The following is a 13929-nucleotide window of genomic DNA, read 5'->3' as shown; positions in this document are numbered from 1 at the left end:
AAACTACCAGCCTCCTGAACCGAATCTACTGCCCCGGTCATCAGAATTACGGCGGGGTACAGCGGTAAATGAAAATGCGCCAACACCAGACACGGCAAGCGCCCACAACATATGTAATGCATCCGGGCCGTCGTCGTGGTCAGCCATCGGGAAATGCCGTAACTGATCAATCAATGTGGATTGGCTCGGATGTAATCGAATTAATCCGTTAGCCATATGTGGCTGTAGCGACTCAATACGCAGCAGTTTGTCGCTGTGCGGCTGGACTGCCCGCGCAGGCACAGGGATACCCACAGCCGCGCTGCGCTTCACCAACTCGGTGCGCAGGAACTCCTGAAACTGCACGGACTCAATCGACCACACCAGGCAGGCGTAAATGCGTTGTAACTCAATCACATCAGAAATGATTTTGTCGGGCAAACGCTTACGGATAGCCGCTTCCACCACATCCAGAATGCCGGTATGGCGGTTAAACCCACCAACCAGCAACGCGGAGGGGTCACGACTCGCACCAGCTTTGCCGAGACTGGGGTCACACGCGCCAAAGAAGATCCACTCATTGAGTCGGTTTATCCAAAAATTTATGCAGTGGGCGAATGGAGCGTCTTCACCGCTCACCGGGTCATTCTGGTACTCGGAATCAAAAGTACTGTGACCATCACGCGCACGGATCAGCATCAGCGTCAGTATCGGACGAGCAGACCAGGACACGACCGCACCGTCGTCCATTTCGAGCTTGTGGTTTTGATAGAACGCGCTCGCCATCCATTCGCCGTTACTGTCGTTATTGCGGAGGATTTCCTCCCACTCTTCCCACAGCGACAGATTGACCGGCCACTGGATCACCGCCTTAAATCGCGCGGCTTTCCACAGCGGGTTTTTCAGGGTGCGTGACAGAACAGAATCGTAATGCAGGATAGTGCCGATATAGATAACATCGAATTTCGCACCCGCGCCACCGAGCGGCAGGATGGTCTTTTTCAGCCAGTTATCCAGCTTGTCGCGTTGCTCCGGGCTGCGTACCTGCTCGTCGTTCTCGATATCATCTAGCACCACCAAATCGGGGCGATACGGGCCATGACGCAGACCACGCAGTTTTTTGCCACTGCCTGCGACTTGTACTTTGATATCGTTGCGGGTAACGATGGTTCCAGCCTGCCACACACGACCACCGCCAGCGACCTCAGGAAAATCCATCTCCACGCGGGGATTAAACGCCAGCTCGGCTTTGATGGCTTCCAGCATCGGATACGCTTGATCAATTGAATCCATCACGATAACCAGGTAATGCTTGAAGCCACAGACAATGCACCAAATCGAAAATAACTGACTAACCAACGTCGATTTAGCCTCGCCGCGCGGCGCGGCTATCGCATCATTTTCGCCTTTGGGGCTGGCGATAATCTCCGGTAGGCGCGTAAACAGGTATTTATGTAGCTCGCTTTTGTCAGCATGGCGCACATAGTGCGGGAAGTAATGCTCGACAAAATAGTCGTAGCCACTGACCGGGTCGAATACACGGGCGCGACGTTCTGCTATTGCCGCCGCAGACGGATCAAAGCCGACACATTCGGCTTCAATCGTCCGGCGCAGCGTTGCCGCCAGCTCTTCCAGTTCTTTGGCAAAGTCTTTGGCGGTTAGCTTGTTAGATTTACGCGCCATTTAATCCCCGCTTAACGCCGCGTTAATCTCGTTAGTAATGCGTCTTTCTGCGTCATAGGTTGATTCACCGTAGCCAACCAATAGCTCATGTTTGACACCATCAGCCCAGACAAAAACACTATCGTGATACCCGCGCTCTATGCGGGTAACCTGGCTTGCCATTACTGAATTTTCATGGTTTATGCGGATCAACTTGTCAGCCATAACGTTTCCCTATCTCTTCGCCGAACCCATCAAGAATGCTGACGAACGCGTCCAGGTGTTTTGAATGCCTCTCTCGGATGAAGGTCGAAAGCAGTTGAATGACCTCAAGCGCAACAGACAGCTCGCTGGTTTCTGGCAGGATCTTCTTGCTAGCCGATGTCGCCTTGTTAAACGCATCCGCCAGACTGGCAAGCAGCTCGACGCGTTCACGCGGCGGGATATCGGCTGCACCGTTCAGCATTTCCAGCGTGGTTTGGTACTGTGTAACCAGCCCGGTAAGTACAGCGCGGCCAATCTCCTCCAGACCACCGCCCGCAATAACATGCGCGGCGCGTAGCTTGTCCCAGTCATCGCCTGCGTCCTGCGCATCTTTCTTCCAACGCCGTGCGGTCGCAAATGCGACACCAGACTGCGCGGAGGCGATTTCAAGCGACATTTGCCCGAAAATGTAGGCGCGTCGCAATTTGCCGCGAACCTCCTGCGGATGCGCCATTAGTACCCCAGCCGCGCTTTGATGAGTAAAATCGCCGTGGTGACCAGGCCACCGGTTACGGCTCCGGTAACCCCGCCCGCGATTGCGCCCTGGCGAACGGCGGCGGCTTCGATGCTGTCCATGCGCCGTTCAATGCGGTTTAACTGACCTGAAATCTCATCCAGCCCGCCCAGTTGCACGGCCGGAACCTGTAATGCATCCAGCCGCTGCTTAATGCCCACCAGCGCTGCCGAGTCCGCACTCGATACCACTGTGACGCGACGAACGCGCCGTTTTTGCCGTGCCTTCATTATTTATCTGCCTTCCTGTCCAGTTTGTTATCGATGCGTTCAATCGTGTTCTTCAGGTCGCGCAGGGCGGCCATCACAGAATCTTGATCGCGCCGCGCATCCTCACGGCGCTGGTAATCGTTTTTGATACGTTCGACCGCGCTTTCCAAGTCCGTGATGTCCTTTTGCAGTGAACGAATAAACAGACTGCCAAGCGTGGAAACTAACGCCATCGCCACCCCCAGCACCCACTCCATGCTCATGGGTTCCCCTCCACGTAAAACTGATTCAGCTTCGCCATGTTCTCACGCAGGATCAGGCACCACTCGCCATAGTCGGCGCTGTGCTCAAGAAGTCCGGCTGGAGAGAGTCCGCCACGGGCGCGGACGGCATCGGCGGGATATACAGCAGCTCCGCTGGCGGCTTCGGGCAAATCATCGGCGGGGTAGCCAAGACCGGCGCGGTAGAGCCGCAGGCTGTCAGGGCCAATACCAGTAAAAGTGGCACCATCTTTTTTAACAACATCGTTAATCGTCCTTTTAAGCTGATTTTTTGTCTTACTCAGCTCGGCTTTGGTTTGCAGCAGCTCGACAGATAGTTGGTCAGCCCGCTGGCGCTGGGTATCTGCATCGGCTATCGCTTTTTGCAACGCCGCGACATGTTGCTCGGCGGCGATGCGCTTATCCTGTTCGTAAACCGTGATTTGCCCGGTTTTCAGCTTGTTATCTGCTGATAAGTACGTGATGGCTTCTTGTAATTCGGTTTGCTTCGCGTTCTTGCCCGCGATGTGGCCGATGTTGTAGCCGAATGCCGCAACAGCGACGAGGATCAGGATGTGAGGCCAGTAGGCTCTAAATAGTTTCAGCACAGCTATGGCCTCCCCACATCTGATAGCGAGGAGCTAGTTGATTCAGAATGCGGTCAGGATAGTGCCGATTCTCGCGCCAGTTGGCGGCACTGCGACCGGCATTCACGGTTTCGACGTGACCGAACCAGCGCAGACGATCTAACCCGCGTTGTGTTGCCAAACGCTGATCGCGTTGCACCCAGCCCAACCCGCCATTGTAGGAAGATAATGTCATTGCCATGCGTTCGCAGTCGTTGCGGGCGCTAACGCGCTCCCACAGCCAACGGTCATAGCTCGTCAATGCACGGATAGCCCAGGTGGGATTAAACGGTTGGTTTGCCTTTAATTCAGGCATGATGCGACTGAACCAATCGGCGGTAGCAGGCATAAACTGCGCGAGACCTTGTGCGCCAACGGGGGATATTGCGCGTGGATTCCAGCCGCTTTCCTGATGCAACTGTGCGGCAAAGTCCGCGATGGGGGCATTGATACCCCAATCCAGACGGGCGCTGCGGATCACATCATTGCGGTACTGTTGAGCGGCGGCAGGAGGCTGTGCGGCGTGGGCATGGCCGAAAATACTGCCAGCCCACAGCAGCAACACGGCTAACCATCGCACACGGGTGATTTTCGGCCAGTCCATGATTACAGCCCCATCGCCACAGCGAGGCAGACGGCAGCAACGATGATTGCACGTCGAATGAGCGCGGCGGCAAAGACCTGCTCGCAACCTGATTTGACCGGATAGATACCGGTTTTCATTAGTTCGGGTTTGTGTTCCAGGTATTGTGCTAACCCGGCCTTCGGGAACAAAGAACGATCAAGCCAGTAGCCGAGCACAGCCGCTAATGTGATGAGTGAGATTTTGTAGATGACAACGGGAAGCTGCTGCGGTGATACCAGACCGATGAGTACAAGTAACAGAACAGCGGTCAACTGCCAGCCTAGCAAGCGTTTAAAGCGTGTGATATGAAAGATTTTGTTGTTGAAAATGTTCATGAAACCACCTCGTTATGTGAGGTGGTCAGTATTCAATTATGCGGGGAGGTGAATAAGAGGAAGGGGTTCAGTGGGTTACAAGTCATTACCTAGCGATTTTGCCTGTAATGCTAGCAACTCTTTGTCATATTGCGGGGTAGTGTAAACAAGTATCCCTTCATCTTTGCCTGTCGATACGTTCTTGTTTCCTTGGATAAAAACCGTATTGTTATCAAATCTAACAAAAATTGAATCCCCCGTGACTGCGGCGCGATCCATTTCCTCAGCTGTAGAGGACGATGATGCTGGGCCATACTTCTTGGTTAACCCTTCGAGAACGGGGGTAGCGGAAGTATTTAAAGAAATGGCGAATCGTTGAAACTTTCCATTCAAAAAAATAGCCATAGCTAGTGTCGGTTGCCCTGAAAATATAAAGTCCTGGCACGCATAAGAGTCCATCCCAGGTGTATCACTTTTATATTTTTGAAGAGAGCATAATTTAGATGCTAAAACCGTTTCTACACTTGAGCCAAACTTCACATTTTTGTAGCCATCAGCAGCGAACGCTGTAGATGACATTACAGATAAGATAATACCCAGAGTTATGGTCTTTAATTTCATATTTCTCATTCCTTAGAAAACTAAAAAAGACTTTGCTGTGAATGTGTTACTGCATTTTTACTCTCGCGCACTAGTTCCCATGCGAAGCGGTCAGAAAAGCCGTACACGGGGCAAAGTTGCGTCATTGCCATATTACCCGAGGTGCCGCTCTCGCGCAGTGCGGCAAACTCAGAGAGAAAGCGCCGGTTACGCAACTCACGTAATGCACGGTCGCAGCGCGGAAGGTAAAGGACTTCGCCGCCGAATTTCTTAACTAGCATCGCGGCATTATCAACGCCGACCGTTTCGCGCAGTAGCTCGGCGCGATGCGCACCCAGCGCCCGCAGCCCTTTACCGATGGGGAAGGTTGTACCGCCGAACTTCTCAAGTAACTGAGCGGTCGCGGGGAAGCCGATAAGGTCAGCGATTTGCAAAACGACTTCGGGCAACAGCCTCGCGACACGCTCCAGTTCCATAATTATTCCTCGGCAGCTTTTTTGCGACGTTTGGCGTCAATAATCAACGCCTGCATGAGTTTGGTTAATTGCTGTATATCCAGCCAGTCAATATATCGTACACCAAACATGTTCTTCGCCATAGTCTCCGCATACTGCCACGGGCGCTGTGCATCAGCCAGTAGCGCCTCAATCTTGCTGAGTACGGTTTTTTTGCTAGCAGGAACGCTGGGTTTACGGCCGTGGCTTTTCGCTTTGCGCGGATAACCCTGCTGGTGCATGTACTCCTTTACCTTCTCCAGTTCTGTTATTGTGCAAAGGGTCGATGAGGATTTTCCCGTTATCCGGGCCAGCACGCTGCGGTATGTCGCATCGTCCCATCCGAGCGCGGATTGCCCCGCTTTGATTGCGCCAATCATGCGACGTTGCTGAATATTCATTTCTGTCGCTCCCCATCCAGTTGAGCGTGACCGGTCACACCAGTTAAATTCAACTGCCGAAAATCCCGCAAAAAAAAGCACGCAGACTCACCACGAAACAGACCGCCACAGCCTGCTGGCAGCGTCTCATTGCAACGCTCACAGGTTCCCAGCGCAGCTTCCTGCCGCATCAGTCGCTCGTTATCGCACAGTATCAGCAGAGAAACATAATCCGCCTTGCTGTAAGGTTCTCGCCCTGGGTTACGGCGCTGGCAGTTCTGCTCTAGCATCTGCAATTCACTATCGGATAACACCAGTTCCAACCGGTTCTTCCCGTACTCGCCAGCTTGCCTGGCACGCTGGCGGCGCTTACGCGCCACTGTTTGCCGTTTGGCTGTATTTGTCATGCATCACCGTCCTTACGCTGCGGAACGGGGCGGCGAAATAAATCAACAACGGAATAAAGAGGCTCGCCATCTTCCAGATCGTCATTTAGTCTCGCTACTTCATCATTCATCAAGCCCGCATCGCCGACACAGCACTCGCCAAAATACGCATTGCCATCTGGATCTGCGATTCCGCACATAAATACCGCTTGCCCCCGCAACTCTGCCAGTTGTGTGCGCAGTGATATCAATTCACGCGCCATTTCTCGCTGTTCGTCCACACTGGCAGGAACTGAACCAAAGCCAATCACTTCCAGCCGGATATCATTAACGGTTTTCATTCTGTCAGCGCCTCCAGCCGTTGCTCTGTAACGGCATCAATCCGGGCAGCCAAGCCGAGGCGCATCAGCCAGTCAGATAGCGTAAACAGCGCACCTGCTGGGGTTTCCATATCAGGAAACTCATCTAGGGCGATAATTGCACGCCAGTGTCCGCACAATTTTGTCAGCGTTAAATCTTGCTCAAGAACCTTACCATCCAGTGTGTGCCGCAGGGTTAACGCGATGATTTCATTGCCGCTATTACGCTCATATCGATTGATGAAGCAACCCACAGCCTGATTGCCAACATGACCGAGCGCCTGCTGGTCAGGGTTAGGGCTTTGCTTGCGTAGCTCAAGCAGCTCGTCACGACAATTAGCCAGCATATCCAGAAACCGATCACCTAAATCGGGGTTATGGGCAATAAAACCATCAAGCAAATGTAAATCAGCGCGAACATTATTCATGACACTCTCCAGAATTTTTTATGACGTTCAATGGCCTGTTTCATTTCCCGCTGTGTCGCAGGCTTGTAAATGCGATTACCGCGCGCGTCGTAAAACTCAAGGCGCGATTTTCCCGGTAACGCTGGACGCTCTTTTACCAGCGAGCCATCGTTAAAGTGGTAAAGGCGCTTGGCTCCGTTCTCCAGATATTCACAATTGTTAACGGTCGGCATGTCACACCTTCCCGATTCTTGCTGGTGTAACGACTCCCGAACCGTTAACCGCATGATGCAAATTGGCATTTTTACCGATGACATAACCCGCATAGCGTGCATCTTCGGTTCCCCGCGCTTTTTTAGCGTCTCTCATTTCTCCAGATTTAAGCCCGCCCCTCTGCTGTAACTTATGGTGGTATGCTGAAATCAACGTGGCTTCCGGGTCACTGACAACAAATGAATCAACTACTTGCCATACACCCAATACCCAGCCCTCGCAGAACGTGTCTGCGCGAGCAATTTTGGTACTCTGTTTAATGCTTTTGCGCAGACTGGTTGAAAACTCACGACGGGCTTTCATCATCTGACGCGATAAAACATCAAACGCATAGGCCGCAATTTGTGGGCGCTCATTCGGGCCGTAAAAAATAACGCTATTCTGGCGACCACCAAGAAAGTCACGTTTAAATGATAAATAGCTCCGCACACCAAACGCATTGCAAATAAGCTGCATCAACCCAGCCATGTATTTAGGCGTTTTCTGAGCTTTGGAAGGAGCCGTTTTACTGTCAGCTTCGTTAATTGCCATCAAATCAACGTCAGTTTCAGTTAAACCATGCTGGCGCATCATTGCCTGCGCTTGGCTCATGGCATTGGCGGCTTCATTAGTATTGGTACTCCGCCGCGCCAGATTCAGCAGTTTTTTAATTTTGTTGAGATATTTTTCGTTATTCATCATGATCCAGTTCCTGATTTTGGCGTAAGCCAGCCCTGGCGGGTTTACGCCATGTTTAAAGAAGTTTTAATTTCGGTTTAAATCAGCCTGCGGGTTTTAACGTATTAATCTTGACGAAATACGGTTCCAGATTAATTTCAACAATCGCACCACAATTAAAGTCACGCGCAATATCGACCGTTTTAACCATTCGACGTGGGCGCAGAGGGGGAGCGCGGTGAAAAAACGCCGCCCCCACTTTATGTTTTTTATTAAACTCGCCAGCGTTCACATCACACCCCTGCGATATCTAATGAAATAGGCTGATACTGGTCAGAGTCGCCGATCCGCTCATAGACGCGAATATAAGAACGGCTACCGACAACCTGCACCGCTTCGCCGATTGCATCCATCGCCCGATTCCAGCGTTCGTCTGCAATCTCAAGACGACGCAAGGCAAGTACCGCGCCGGTGTTAACCTCACCTGATTTCTCAGACTGAAACGCACGATTGATAATGGCATGAACCTCTGGACGTGCACCTTCTACCCAATCAGCCAGACACTCATCGATCAACGCTTTAGCGGCTTGTAGGCGCTCATCAAAATCAATGCGGTCTTGCATAGCCCGCTGAATCTTGTAACGGCCATCGTAGCTATACAGAGTGACATTACCTTTTTTTCCACCCAAGTTAACGCCGTACTCATCGCCTGATAGCGCCACGAACGCGGCGATATCAGCAAAGCCAGACAACTTAAACTCAGCCAGCGCTTTATTGACAGCCAACGCACGGCCAATGAGTTCCGCAACCAGCCCATCACGCGCGGTATCAATCGGTTTAATCAGATGCTCTGGCGTTAATACGCCCTTAGCATCAACCCAGTACCCCTCCGGGGCTGCGGTTTCGGTGAATTGTTTGTTTTTAATGGACATTGACTTTCCCCTTACGTGATTTAGATTTTTTTACTACGTCACTAACTTTTGCTAGTACGTGTCCTGTCAGACCTGCGGCCACCGTTTCAGCGGCTCGCTGCGCCAGTTCGCCATCACTAGGCTCACGCTCCACTTTGCAATCAACCACAAGCCCGCGTGACCGTTCACGCAAATACACAACGACTTTCGCCATCAACTACCTCCAGATAATGTGAGCGCCACGCCAGCGCGTCATTTTTACAATTTGCTGCACGCCGTTGCGTGTTTCAGTAATGTCCACGGCTCCGGCTTCCCATGCTTTAAACGGACGATCAACTTCAATAACAGGGCGTTTAAAATTTAAATTCACATTGACGACGTTAATACCAGACCGAATAAGCCGATTAATCGGGCGCATTAATTCGGGATTATTAATTGGCAATTTGCACATCATTAATACCTCGTTAATTAACTAATCAGCATTTCTGCAAATTTGCGTACCGCCCCCGCGCTAATCGCATTGCCGCTAATATCGCTATGACGACTGACACCGCGCACCAGCTTAAACAGGCGTCGGGCATTGCCACGACAGGCTTTAAACAGCGCACCCGCTATGTCGGCGTTCTGCGCATCAGGCAGCATATGGGTAGCGATAATGTTGATATCATCCTCCGGCAGCACATCACCGATGAACAGGGCAAAGCCGACGCGGCTATATAACTGTCGGTATTCGCCACGCTTGCCTTTCAGATTGATGATCAAGCGTGGCATTCCGGCTAATACCAGCCCGATCCCCGCTTTATCGTGAATACGACGCAGCGTTTCGAGGGCGCGGTAGGGCAGGTTTTCCGCCTCGTCGATCATCACAATACGACCCGACTCACGCAGCGCCGTAATGCACGCCTCGCTCAGTTCGTGCATATTGCCGCGCTTACTAAGACCGAGGCGGCTGCACAGTTCTTCCAATACCACACGGGCGGTATAGCCGGGGTCGGCTTCAATCAGGATCGCGTCACGATGACGGGCAGCGTATTCCCGTAACATCATGGTTTTACCCAGCCCGGCCTCGCCGTAAATTACATTGATGTCGCCGTCCAGGTGCGCCATGCGGATCACCTCAATACCGCGTGCCGACGTCATCGTTTTGACGTATTCCGCCGTAATGCGCTGGCCTTTGTCTTTTTCACTTTCACGCGCAATGAAACCGGCAATCAGTTCATTAATGCCGTCTACGTCACCAGCATACTTTCCCTGCAAATACTGGTTAATAACCGCAGGGCTTTTACCAATCGCCCGCGCGGCTTGCGCCTGTGACCAGCCCTTACGGGTAATCAGTTCGTTTAATTCAGCCTGTAAATTCATATCAACCTCTCTGTATTTACCGCTGCGCGGCTTTCTTTCTTAAATATTCGTCGCGGTCGGCTTGCAGGAAGAAATACGGTTCGTCTTCCGGCTCCGGTCGCTCTGCGGGGATAAAACTGCCAAAATCAAATGTCTCGCCAGGCAACGCCGGATTAAGCTCAGCGTTTATTTCCTCAGCTTTCTTGTTATTCAGCGCCATACGGCGGCTGTGACGGTCTTTGCGAACCTTCTCGATGTAATCGACAGGGAAAGCGGCGCGGGTGTTGCCGTTGACGATGGCCGTGCAGACCAGCGAACCATCCACGCAACGAACGGTTACGCTCGTTGCATCGTGAATATCAAACGCGACCAGCACTTCCTCGCCATCCACCTTTATCAACTCTTCAGCAAAATACTGATTGTTGAAAATGGATAACCAGCCGCGCTGCGCGGTGCGCTTGACTTGCGGCCGGAACATTTCGCGCAGCTCTGCCTCAGACAAGCGATCAATCTCAGCGTCAGCCAGCAGTGCGGCGCGGTATTCCGCAGGCGTGTAATGTCCGCCCGCTGCACGCAGTGGTAATTCGCTATGCCGGTGTTGCGTGTTATATGCCGTGACCTCATCCTCAATCGCATCAATCAACTGGTTCCAGCTTGGCAGCTTGGCAATCGCAGACTGTTGTACGGGATTGAGCGCCTTATTCTGATTCAGGGCATTCACCGCAGAGTCAATCGCGCGGCTGGTAATACGCGCGGTTTCTTTATCCGCCGATTTACCGTTATAGGTGGCGAACTTACGGGCGATACGTGCCGGAATTTCCCTATTCAGACGTTCGATGATACCGCGTGCCTGTGGGTTCCCTGGAATACCGGTAGGGTGTTCGATACCGAGGCGCGGCAGAATACCGGTGATATCCGCATCCAGCATTTTTCCAGTTTCGCCCGCCCCGTTATCGGAGTAGTAAAGCAGTGGCACACCGTGGCGTTCGATGCCGTGGCGCAGCGCATCGGCAACGGCAAGCGTGTTTTCTGACAGCGCCAGACTCCAGCCGACGACGTAGCGGGTACGACCATCAATCACCAGTGTTAACTCTGGCGTGAACGGGCGGCCGTGGTCAGGATGCTGAACTTTCATTTTCATGCTGTGACCGTCACCAATCCAGACACCATTAACAGGCATCACTGACCAGTCGCGTTTAACGTAGGTCTGTAATGCCGTCATGGCAGAGCCAGTGACACGGCCGCGCTGGCGCACGATGCGAGGCATCTTGTCTAATGCGCGATAAACAGCATGGACAGAAGGAACCGCATCACGCATCGCAGGCTGATCGGCATAGCGTTGATGCCACTCGGCACAGAACCCCTGATAAGCCTCTGCAACTGACGGGCCGTTCGGGTTGCGATAGTGCGCCATAAACATCGGCACCCACGAAAGCTGCTCTGGTTTCTTAGCTTTTTTATGACCGGGCGCTAAAAGGGCGAGGCGTTCCGCGCTGTTTTTCGCTCTCAGGTAGTCAACAACCCACTGATTCAACGCACGCACACTGACGCCGACACGCTGGCCGCGACGCGCATTAGCGAGATCAACATACCCGTGCAGGTGTGCAGGCAGATCGCCGGAGCGTGACCGGTCACAGATAAAGTTAATCGACTTGATACGCGATAAACCGGTATCTTCAAGACGCAGCACCTCAACAACCAGCACCATACGGGCATCAGCGATATCACGCTGTTTTTGCGTCATTTCTGCGGTTTTCTGGTCTAGTACCGCAGGGCATTGACGCACGATTTCAAGCAACTGACTGGATGACGCAGAAGTCTTCGCCACTGCCAGAGCTTTAACGGGCTGTTGTTGCAGCAAGGTGTTGTAGTAACGCTCACGCAAAGCGTTTTGCACGACCATCGGTAAGCCATCAAAATTAAATTCATAGGCAACACCTTTAATTCCACACTTTTGTCTAAAAACCCAATTCTCTTTTTTGGCCTTTCTAAGTACCGAACTGATAGCTGACGGAAGACCTGGAAGCCCTGCAATATCCTTTGCTGTTACCCAACTGCTTATCGACATCATTTCAATATCTCCCTGGCCAAATTTCTTGGGGAGTCATTCCAATAGCATCCGCGATAATCTTTTCAGCCTTTGGATAAGGTTTATCTAATGCATTTTTTAATGTGTAAGGAGACAAGTCGTGCTCACGCCCCAAGCCTGACAGAGACAAGTTTCTCTTGCGGAGAGCGGCGACTATGTCTGCCCTGTGCATGTTTACTCTTTTTTCACCTTTCATTTCATGCCATCCTTAAAAGTTAACCGACTAGCTAGCGCCTCAAGTAGCCATCTAGTTATGAAAAAGATACTTTCATTGCGTTGTCATTGCAATGGCTGCAACGAAATAAAATCACCTCTCCTTTGCTTGATTTTACATTTGACTGAATTTAAAGGTTATTTACTTTCGTTTCACAACCATCAATGCAACCAAATATGCAACCAAATAGGGTGTTTTGTGATGGCACTGAATGAATGGTTTTCAGCTAGTGAGCTTGCAGGACTTCCAGGGCTACCTGGGGATAAAAGTAGCGTTAACAGAAAAGCCAATAAGGAGGAGTGGAGAAAACGCCAGAAGAAGGGGGTCAAGGGCGTTGCGTTTGAGTTCCATATATCTTCATTGCCAATGGAAACACAAGAAGCTCTAGGGGTAGAGACGGCAGTCTTCGATGAAGGAGATATTGATATTGAAGCATTATCAAAAATTATCGAGTCTGTTGAACTTTTGCTGGCTAGCCGAACAAAAAAAATCCCCCCAGCAACTAAGGCAAAAGTTATTGCAATACTTTATAGAGCCTTTAAGTCAAGTAATTTCATAGACATAAAGCTAGTCAGAGAAACCGTTGATCTCGTTGCTTAATATTGAGGACATGTTATGAAGGACGACAAAATCGTACATATAGGAAAAAATAAGCGTTCCCTCGAAGATGAGCTCTTGGAGATAGCCCAGTTAATCAATGGGGAAGAAGCTAGTGATGATTCAAATATCGAAAAATCATATAGTTATATATCTGGTACAGGTAACGTTATCGGTAATGGGAACACCGTTAACAATGTTATCAATTTCAACAGCCCCGTGAAAAAACCGCGGGTGCAAGTGAAAACGGGTGACGGTGTTGTTGATGCCAATCAAAAACATCAAATAAAAACACTTATATATGAATGGGTTGAAACCCATAATGCTGTAAAAAAAACAGCAATAACACATAATGCAGCATGGATTCGGTTGAATAAAAGCATGAAAGTGAATAGCTATCATGAAATAAAATCAGATGATTTTTCTAAATCCATCAAATACCTACGTACACAGATAGGCATTTTACGCAATATGGCTTCAGCTCCACAAAAAGTTACTGATTGGAGAAAAGAGACAATAAAATCAATCCAAACAAGATGTTCCAAGAATGGATGGCAGGAGTGGCGAAAAAGCCATATGGCTAAAAAATTTCAAAAATCCTCAATGACAGAACTCACCGATAGTGAATTACAGCAGCTCTACCAAACAGTGTGGGGTAAAAGATAATATCCTATGCGGTGTTTTAATAATGCGTTAAACGCCGCTTAAACAGGATCAATCGGTGCTCGAAACTATGCAGTTTTAAATACAAAAAAGTCGACTTTTGCT

The 13929-nt window shown here is 50.8% G+C and carries 24 protein-coding genes; 2 read left to right on the top strand and 22 right to left on the bottom strand.

Features of this window, described 5'->3' with window-relative positions; all coding sequences use genetic code 11:
* Positions 1 to 3: 3 nt before the first annotated feature.
* The 22 genes from terL to GZ59_RS11745 all read right to left on the bottom strand — a co-directional run bounded on the left by terL (position 4) and on the right by GZ59_RS11745 (position 12546).
* Positions 4 to 1662, bottom strand: a complete 1659-nt coding sequence (gene terL / locus GZ59_RS11855; protein ID WP_039291983.1) for a phage terminase large subunit — start codon at positions 1660 to 1662, stop codon at positions 4 to 6.
* Positions 1663 to 1866 (bottom strand): hypothetical protein, encoded by a 204-nt coding sequence (locus GZ59_RS11850; protein WP_039291980.1) that lies wholly within the window; start codon positions 1864 to 1866, stop codon positions 1663 to 1665.
* A complete protein-coding gene (locus GZ59_RS11845; protein ID WP_039291977.1) occupies positions 1859 to 2359 on the bottom strand; it encodes a DUF1804 family protein in 501 nt (166 codons plus the stop codon). The genes GZ59_RS11850 and GZ59_RS11845 overlap by 8 nt, the downstream gene beginning before the upstream one ends.
* Positions 2359 to 2649 (bottom strand): hypothetical protein, encoded by a 291-nt coding sequence (locus GZ59_RS11840; protein WP_051918069.1) that lies wholly within the window; start codon positions 2647 to 2649, stop codon positions 2359 to 2361. Before GZ59_RS11840 ends, GZ59_RS11845 begins: the two co-directional genes overlap by 1 nt.
* Positions 2649 to 2891: a hypothetical protein gene (locus GZ59_RS11835; RefSeq protein ID WP_039291974.1), complete on the bottom strand. Its 243-nt coding sequence runs from the start codon at positions 2889 to 2891 to the stop codon at positions 2649 to 2651. The genes GZ59_RS11840 and GZ59_RS11835 overlap by 1 nt, the downstream gene beginning before the upstream one ends.
* Positions 2888 to 3496 carry a hypothetical protein gene (locus GZ59_RS11830; RefSeq protein WP_051918068.1) on the bottom strand — a complete coding sequence of 203 codons (609 nt, stop codon included), beginning with the start codon at positions 3494 to 3496 and terminating at the stop codon, positions 2888 to 2890. Before GZ59_RS11830 ends, GZ59_RS11835 begins: the two co-directional genes overlap by 4 nt.
* Positions 3480 to 4118, bottom strand: coding sequence for a transglycosylase SLT domain-containing protein (locus GZ59_RS11825; protein ID WP_039291972.1), 639 nt, complete (start codon positions 4116 to 4118; stop codon positions 3480 to 3482). The genes GZ59_RS11830 and GZ59_RS11825 overlap by 17 nt, the downstream gene beginning before the upstream one ends.
* A 2-nt stretch (positions 4119 to 4120) precedes the next feature.
* The gene (locus tag GZ59_RS11820; RefSeq protein WP_048018336.1) at positions 4121 to 4474 is read right to left on the bottom strand and encodes a putative holin; all 354 of its coding nucleotides are present in this window, start codon (positions 4472 to 4474) and stop codon (positions 4121 to 4123) included.
* 75 nt (positions 4475 to 4549) lie between these two features.
* Positions 4550 to 5074 carry a hypothetical protein gene (locus tag GZ59_RS11815; RefSeq protein WP_051918067.1) on the bottom strand — a complete coding sequence of 175 codons (525 nt, stop codon included), beginning with the start codon at positions 5072 to 5074 and terminating at the stop codon, positions 4550 to 4552.
* A 20-nt stretch (positions 5075 to 5094) separates the two neighbouring features.
* Positions 5095 to 5529, bottom strand: coding sequence for a Mor transcription activator family protein (locus GZ59_RS11810; RefSeq protein ID WP_039291969.1), 435 nt, complete (start codon positions 5527 to 5529; stop codon positions 5095 to 5097).
* A 2-nt stretch (positions 5530 to 5531) separates the two neighbouring features.
* The gene (locus tag GZ59_RS11805; RefSeq protein ID WP_039291966.1) at positions 5532 to 5948 is read right to left on the bottom strand and encodes a gp16 family protein; all 417 of its coding nucleotides are present in this window, start codon (positions 5946 to 5948) and stop codon (positions 5532 to 5534) included.
* Positions 5945 to 6334: a hypothetical protein gene (locus GZ59_RS11800; RefSeq protein ID WP_039291963.1), complete on the bottom strand. Its 390-nt coding sequence runs from the start codon at positions 6332 to 6334 to the stop codon at positions 5945 to 5947. Before GZ59_RS11800 ends, GZ59_RS11805 begins: the two co-directional genes overlap by 4 nt.
* On the bottom strand, positions 6331 to 6654 hold the full coding sequence (locus GZ59_RS11795) for a hypothetical protein (protein ID WP_039291960.1): 324 nt from the start codon (positions 6652 to 6654) through the stop codon (positions 6331 to 6333). The genes GZ59_RS11800 and GZ59_RS11795 overlap by 4 nt, the downstream gene beginning before the upstream one ends.
* The gene (locus GZ59_RS22445; RefSeq protein ID WP_051918066.1) at positions 6651 to 7100 is read right to left on the bottom strand and encodes a hypothetical protein; all 450 of its coding nucleotides are present in this window, start codon (positions 7098 to 7100) and stop codon (positions 6651 to 6653) included. Before GZ59_RS22445 ends, GZ59_RS11795 begins: the two co-directional genes overlap by 4 nt.
* Positions 7097 to 7312, bottom strand: coding sequence for a hypothetical protein (locus GZ59_RS11785; protein ID WP_039291957.1), 216 nt, complete (start codon positions 7310 to 7312; stop codon positions 7097 to 7099). The genes GZ59_RS22445 and GZ59_RS11785 overlap by 4 nt, the downstream gene beginning before the upstream one ends.
* Before the next feature lies 1 nt (position 7313).
* The gene (locus GZ59_RS11780; RefSeq protein ID WP_039291954.1) at positions 7314 to 8033 is read right to left on the bottom strand and encodes a DUF2786 domain-containing protein; all 720 of its coding nucleotides are present in this window, start codon (positions 8031 to 8033) and stop codon (positions 7314 to 7316) included.
* Positions 8034 to 8302: 269 nt separating this feature from the next.
* Entirely contained in the window at positions 8303 to 8941 is a 639-nt protein-coding gene (locus GZ59_RS11770; protein ID WP_039291948.1) for a DUF3164 family protein, read from the bottom strand.
* A complete protein-coding gene (locus tag GZ59_RS11765; protein WP_039291946.1) occupies positions 8931 to 9134 on the bottom strand; it encodes a hypothetical protein in 204 nt (67 codons plus the stop codon). The genes GZ59_RS11770 and GZ59_RS11765 overlap by 11 nt, the downstream gene beginning before the upstream one ends.
* Before the next feature lie 3 nt (positions 9135 to 9137).
* Positions 9138 to 9374 carry a hypothetical protein gene (locus GZ59_RS11760; protein ID WP_233505380.1) on the bottom strand — a complete coding sequence of 79 codons (237 nt, stop codon included), beginning with the start codon at positions 9372 to 9374 and terminating at the stop codon, positions 9138 to 9140.
* A gap of 14 nt (positions 9375 to 9388) precedes the next feature.
* On the bottom strand, positions 9389 to 10282 hold the full coding sequence (locus GZ59_RS11755; protein WP_039291942.1) for an AAA family ATPase: 894 nt from the start codon (positions 10280 to 10282) through the stop codon (positions 9389 to 9391).
* Positions 10283 to 10298: 16 nt separating this feature from the next.
* Positions 10299 to 12332, bottom strand: a complete 2034-nt coding sequence (locus GZ59_RS11750) for a Mu transposase C-terminal domain-containing protein (protein WP_039291940.1) — start codon at positions 12330 to 12332, stop codon at positions 10299 to 10301.
* A gap of 1 nt (position 12333) precedes the next feature.
* Entirely contained in the window at positions 12334 to 12546 is a 213-nt protein-coding gene (locus tag GZ59_RS11745) for a helix-turn-helix domain-containing protein (protein ID WP_039291937.1), read from the bottom strand.
* Positions 12547 to 12765: 219 nt separating this feature from the next.
* Between GZ59_RS11745 and GZ59_RS23680 the strand changes: the two genes are divergently transcribed.
* Positions 12766 to 13164, top strand: coding sequence for a DNA-binding protein (locus tag GZ59_RS23680; RefSeq protein ID WP_039291934.1), 399 nt, complete (start codon positions 12766 to 12768; stop codon positions 13162 to 13164).
* Positions 13165 to 13179: 15 nt separating this feature from the next.
* Positions 13180 to 13827, top strand: coding sequence for a hypothetical protein (locus tag GZ59_RS11735; RefSeq protein WP_039291931.1), 648 nt, complete (start codon positions 13180 to 13182; stop codon positions 13825 to 13827).
* Positions 13828 to 13929 lie beyond the last annotated feature (102 nt).

It is taken from the genome of Pectobacterium atrosepticum, assembly GCF_000740965.1.
GTDB lineage: Bacteria > Pseudomonadota > Gammaproteobacteria > Enterobacterales > Enterobacteriaceae > Pectobacterium > Pectobacterium atrosepticum.
Note: the sequence above shows the minus strand (reverse complement) of the source record. Positions and strands in the feature narration are given on the sequence as shown.

Excerpts from the sequence above, each read along its gene's own strand:
- terL (WP_039291983.1), bottom strand. The coding sequence starts at position 1,662 with ATGGCGCGTAAATCTAACAAGCTAACCGCCAAAGACTTTGCCAAAGAA.
- GZ59_RS11850 (WP_039291980.1), bottom strand. The coding sequence starts at position 1,866 with ATGGCTGACAAGTTGATCCGCATAAACCATGAAAATTCAGTAATGGCA.
- GZ59_RS11845 (WP_039291977.1), bottom strand. The coding sequence starts at position 2,359 with ATGGCGCATCCGCAGGAGGTTCGCGGCAAATTGCGACGCGCCTACATT.
- GZ59_RS11840 (WP_051918069.1), bottom strand. The coding sequence starts at position 2,649 with ATGAAGGCACGGCAAAAACGGCGCGTTCGTCGCGTCACAGTGGTATCG.
- GZ59_RS11835 (WP_039291974.1), bottom strand. The coding sequence starts at position 2,891 with ATGAGCATGGAGTGGGTGCTGGGGGTGGCGATGGCGTTAGTTTCCACG.
- GZ59_RS11825 (WP_039291972.1), bottom strand. The coding sequence starts at position 4,118 with ATGGACTGGCCGAAAATCACCCGTGTGCGATGGTTAGCCGTGTTGCTG.
- GZ59_RS11820 (WP_048018336.1), bottom strand. The coding sequence starts at position 4,474 with ATGAACATTTTCAACAACAAAATCTTTCATATCACACGCTTTAAACGC.
- GZ59_RS11815 (WP_051918067.1), bottom strand. The coding sequence starts at position 5,074 with ATGAAATTAAAGACCATAACTCTGGGTATTATCTTATCTGTAATGTCA.
- GZ59_RS11810 (WP_039291969.1), bottom strand. The coding sequence starts at position 5,529 with ATGGAACTGGAGCGTGTCGCGAGGCTGTTGCCCGAAGTCGTTTTGCAA.
- GZ59_RS11805 (WP_039291966.1), bottom strand. The coding sequence starts at position 5,948 with ATGAATATTCAGCAACGTCGCATGATTGGCGCAATCAAAGCGGGGCAA.
- GZ59_RS11800 (WP_039291963.1), bottom strand. The coding sequence starts at position 6,334 with ATGACAAATACAGCCAAACGGCAAACAGTGGCGCGTAAGCGCCGCCAG.
- GZ59_RS11795 (WP_039291960.1), bottom strand. The coding sequence starts at position 6,654 with ATGAAAACCGTTAATGATATCCGGCTGGAAGTGATTGGCTTTGGTTCA.
- GZ59_RS22445 (WP_051918066.1), bottom strand. The coding sequence starts at position 7,100 with ATGAATAATGTTCGCGCTGATTTACATTTGCTTGATGGTTTTATTGCC.
- GZ59_RS11785 (WP_039291957.1), bottom strand. The coding sequence starts at position 7,312 with ATGCCGACCGTTAACAATTGTGAATATCTGGAGAACGGAGCCAAGCGC.
- GZ59_RS11780 (WP_039291954.1), bottom strand. The coding sequence starts at position 8,033 with ATGATGAATAACGAAAAATATCTCAACAAAATTAAAAAACTGCTGAAT.
- GZ59_RS11770 (WP_039291948.1), bottom strand. The coding sequence starts at position 8,941 with ATGTCCATTAAAAACAAACAATTCACCGAAACCGCAGCCCCGGAGGGG.
- GZ59_RS11765 (WP_039291946.1), bottom strand. The coding sequence starts at position 9,134 with ATGGCGAAAGTCGTTGTGTATTTGCGTGAACGGTCACGCGGGCTTGTG.
- GZ59_RS11760 (WP_233505380.1), bottom strand. The coding sequence starts at position 9,374 with ATGATGTGCAAATTGCCAATTAATAATCCCGAATTAATGCGCCCGATT.
- GZ59_RS11755 (WP_039291942.1), bottom strand. The coding sequence starts at position 10,282 with ATGAATTTACAGGCTGAATTAAACGAACTGATTACCCGTAAGGGCTGG.
- GZ59_RS11750 (WP_039291940.1), bottom strand. The coding sequence starts at position 12,332 with ATGATGTCGATAAGCAGTTGGGTAACAGCAAAGGATATTGCAGGGCTT.
- GZ59_RS11745 (WP_039291937.1), bottom strand. The coding sequence starts at position 12,546 with ATGAAAGGTGAAAAAAGAGTAAACATGCACAGGGCAGACATAGTCGCC.
- GZ59_RS23680 (WP_039291934.1), top strand. The coding sequence starts at position 12,766 with ATGGCACTGAATGAATGGTTTTCAGCTAGTGAGCTTGCAGGACTTCCA.
- GZ59_RS11735 (WP_039291931.1), top strand. The coding sequence starts at position 13,180 with ATGAAGGACGACAAAATCGTACATATAGGAAAAAATAAGCGTTCCCTC.